The sequence below is a fragment of the Streptomyces sp. T39 genome (assembly GCF_008042045.1).
GTDB lineage: Bacteria > Actinomycetota > Actinomycetes > Streptomycetales > Streptomycetaceae > Streptomyces.
The window spans coordinates 2,111,789-2,115,220 of record NZ_RDBP01000012.1; the positions used below are offsets into that span (position 1 = coordinate 2,111,789).

Below are 3,432 nucleotides of genomic sequence, written 5' to 3' on the forward strand. Positions count from 1 at the left end.
GCAGGGCGGCCGCCACCGGGACCGCCGCCCCGGCCCAGTGCACGGCCTCGCCCGGACCGCGGCCCGGCAGCGCGGCGAGCAACGGGAAGTCCGGGAGCGCCGGCTTCCCGGTCAGTGCGAACGGAGTCGCCGTCCGCCCTGCAACCCGGGACCGGCACCCCCGCCGACCCGCTCCCGCACCCCCTCGCACGACCGCGGCCCGGTCCCCGGGGGTACCGGGGCCGGGCCGTGAGGCGGGGTCGGGGCGGAGCTACTCCTGGACGCCGATGACGTCGCGCAGCGGCTCGGGGAGCAGATCGTTGCAGGCCATCTGGCCGGACTTGGTGAGGGCGTCGTTCACGCACGTGTAGTAGTCGCGGTAGACCAGCTGCGCCGCGAACGACGCCGCCACGATGAGCAGGGCGATGCCCGCCATCACCAGGCCGCTGGTCGCCGCGGTGATCTGCGGCCTGCTCGACTGCCGCTGCGGGGGCTGGGCCCCGGACGGCTGCGGCGCGCGCTGCGCCGTCGGTGCGGACCCCCCGGCCGCCGCGACCGGCTTGCCGCGCAGGGAGCTGACGGCCCAGTAGACGGCGAGGGCGCCCAGCAGCAGCGCGATCTCCGGGAAGTCGAAGAGCGCGAAGAAGAACGCCCACATGCCGCCGAGCAGCGCGTACCGCGCCCGCCGCTGGAGGGGGTCGGCCGGGTCCCAGCGCAGGCCGCCGCCGGGGCCGCCGCCCTCGGAGCCGTTCTGCTCGCCCTTGCGGCCGGGACGGCCGCCGAAGCCGCCCTGGGAGCGGCCGGGCTGGCGGCTGCTCCACTGGCTGCCGCCCTGCGACGAGCCGTCGCCGTCCCGGTCCGGGCCGGAGGAGTCCGACGGGTCCCCGGACGAGGGGGAGCCGGACGGGCCGTCCGCCGGACGGCGGGGTTGCCAGGGCTGGTCCGGGCTGCCCTCGGGCGGCGGCGCGAAGGGGTTGTCGTCGTCCGTGGACTGGCGCTCCCGCAGCAGCGGGAGGTCCGTCCGGTGGCGTCGGTCCGGCATCTGGTGAACGTCTTCCCCTCGTCGAGCCCGTCGTCGAGCCCGCCCGGGCGCGGGCTCTGCCCCCAGACGCTACCTTCCGGCCGCGCCCCCGTCCCGTGGGGGCCGGGCTGCGTGCCGGTATCGTTGCTGACGGTCGGCCCCTTCGTAGAGTTCCCCGTATCCGGGGCTGCGAAGTGTTCGTACGACCCTACAAAGCCGCCGTAACGCGAAAAGAGTCCCCCTGTGGCCGCCGCCCGCCTCGTCGTCCTGGTCTCCGGATCGGGGACGAATCTCCAGGCCCTCCTCGACGCGATCGCCGCCGACCCCGACGGGTTCGGCGCCGAAGTGGTCGCCGTCGGCGCGGACCGGACGGGGATCGCCGGTCTGGAGCGCGCCGAGCGCGCCGGGCTGCCGACCTTCGTCTGCCGCGTCAAGGACTTCGCGTCCCGTGAGCAGTGGGACGCGGCCCTGGCCGACGCGACCGCCGCGTACGAGCCGGACCTGGTGGTCTCGGCAGGCTTCATGAAGATCGTGGGGAAGGAATTCCTCGCGCGGTTCGGCGGGCGGGTCGTCAACACGCACCCCGCGCTGCTGCCCAGTTTCCCCGGTGCCCACGGAGTGCGGGACGCGCTCGCGTACGGGGCGAAGGTCACCGGGTGCACCGTCCACCTCGTCGACGACGGCGTCGACACCGGCCCGATCATCGCCCAGGGCGTGGTCGAGGTCCGGGAGACGGACGACGAAGACGCTCTCCACGAGCGCATCAAGGAAGTCGAGCGAGCGCTGCTCGTCGAGGTCGTGGGGCGTCTCGCCCGGCACGGCTACCGCATTGAGGGACGAAAGGTTCATGTCGGTGAATAAGTCGGGTAACAAGCCCATCCGTCGCGCACTGGTCAGCGTCTACGACAAGACGGGTCTCGAGGAGCTTGCCCGGGGTCTGCACGAGGCCGGTGTCGAGCTCGTGTCCACCGGCTCGACCGCCGCGCGGATCGCCGCCGCCGGGGTGCCCGTGACCAAGGTCGAGGAGCTGACCGGCTTCCCCGAGTGCCTGGACGGCCGCGTCAAGACGCTGCACCCGCGGGTGCACGCCGGCATCCTCGCCGACCTGCGGCTGGACGCCCACCGCGAGCAGCTCGCCGAGCTGGGCGTGGAGCCGTTCGACCTGGTGGTCGTGAACCTCTACCCGTTCAAGGAGACCGTCGCCTCCGGCGCGAGCGACGACGAGTGCGTCGAGCAGATCGACATCGGCGGCCCGTCCATGGTCCGCGCCGCCGCCAAGAACCACCCGTCCGTGGCGGTCGTCACCAGCCCCGCCCGGTACCCGGACGTGCTCGCGGCCGTGCGCGAGGGCGGCTTCGACCTGCCGGCCCGCAAGCGGCTCGCCGCCGAGGCGTTCCAGCACACCGCCGCGTACGACGTGGCCGTCGCCTCCTGGTTCGCGTCCTCCTACGCGCCGGCCGACGAGAGCGGCTTCCCCGACTTCCTGGGCGCCACCTGGGAGCGCGAGAACGTCCTGCGCTACGGCGAGAACCCGCACCAGCCCGCCGCGCTCTACACCTCCGGCTCGGGCGGCCTCGCGCAGGCGGAGCAGCTGCACGGCAAGGAGATGTCGTACAACAACTACACGGACACCGACGCCGCGCGCCGGGCCGCGTACGACCACGCCGAGCCCTGCGTCGCGATCATCAAGCACGCCAACCCGTGCGGCATCGCGGTCGGCGCCGACGTCGCCGAGGCGCACCGCAAGGCGCACGCCTGCGACCCGCTGTCCGCGTTCGGCGGTGTGATCGCCGTCAACCGCCCGGTGTCCGTCGCCCTTGCCGAGCAGGTCGCCGAGATCTTCACCGAGGTCATCGTCGCCCCCGGTTACGAGGACGGCGCGGTCGAGGTGCTGGCCAGGAAGAAGAACATCCGCGTGCTGCGCGCCGAGGGCGCCCCGGCGGCCCCGGTCGAGCTCAAGCCGATCGACGGCGGCGCGCTGCTCCAGGTCACCGACCGTCTCCAGGCCGACGGCGACGACCCGGCGAACTGGACCCTCGCCACCGGCGAGGCCCTCCCGGCCGACGAGCTCGCCGAGCTGGCCTTCGCCTGGAAGGCGTGCCGCGCGGTGAAGTCCAACGCGATCCTGCTGGCCAAGGACGGCGCCTCGGTCGGCGTCGGCATGGGCCAGGTCAACCGTGTCGACTCGGCGAAGCTGGCCGTGGAGCGCGCGGGTGAGGAGCGCGCCCGCGGGGCGTACGCCGCCTCGGACGCGTTCTTCCCCTTCCCCGACGGCCTGGAGATCCTGACGGCCGCAGGCGTCAAGGCCGTGGTGCAGCCGGGCGGTTCGGTCCGCGACGAGCTGGTCGTCGAGGCCGCCGGGAAGGCCGGCGTGACGATGTACTTCACCGGGACGCGGCACTTCTTCCACTGACGTCCCGTCACCGGTGTCC

The 3,432-nt window shown here is 73.9% G+C and carries 3 protein-coding genes; 2 read left to right on the forward strand and 1 reads right to left on the reverse strand.

The genetic code is table 11. The features are described 5' to 3' along the window. Positions 1–250: 250 nt before the first annotated feature. Entirely contained in the window at positions 251–1,021 is a 771-nt protein-coding gene (locus tag EAO77_RS10600) for a hypothetical protein (protein ID WP_147987756.1), read from the reverse strand. A gap of 222 nt (positions 1,022–1,243) precedes the next feature. Between EAO77_RS10600 and purN the strand changes: the two genes are divergently transcribed. Together purN and purH are read left to right on the forward strand one after the other, a co-directional pair. After that, positions 1,244–1,861: a phosphoribosylglycinamide formyltransferase gene (purN, locus tag EAO77_RS10605; protein ID WP_147987757.1), complete on the forward strand. Its 618-nt coding sequence runs from the start codon at positions 1,244–1,246 to the stop codon at positions 1,859–1,861. Further along, the gene (gene purH, locus EAO77_RS10610; protein WP_147987758.1) at positions 1,848–3,413 is read left to right on the forward strand and encodes a bifunctional phosphoribosylaminoimidazolecarboxamide formyltransferase/IMP cyclohydrolase; all 1,566 of its coding nucleotides are present in this window, start codon (positions 1,848–1,850) and stop codon (positions 3,411–3,413) included. Before purN ends, purH begins: the two co-directional genes overlap by 14 nt. Positions 3,414–3,432 lie beyond the last annotated feature (19 nt).

Excerpts from the sequence above, each read along its gene's own strand:
- EAO77_RS10600 (WP_147987756.1), bottom strand. The coding sequence starts at position 1,021 with ATGCCGGACCGACGCCACCGGACGGACCTCCCGCTGCTGCGGGAGCGC.
- purH (WP_147987758.1), top strand. The coding sequence starts at position 1,848 with ATGTCGGTGAATAAGTCGGGTAACAAGCCCATCCGTCGCGCACTGGTC.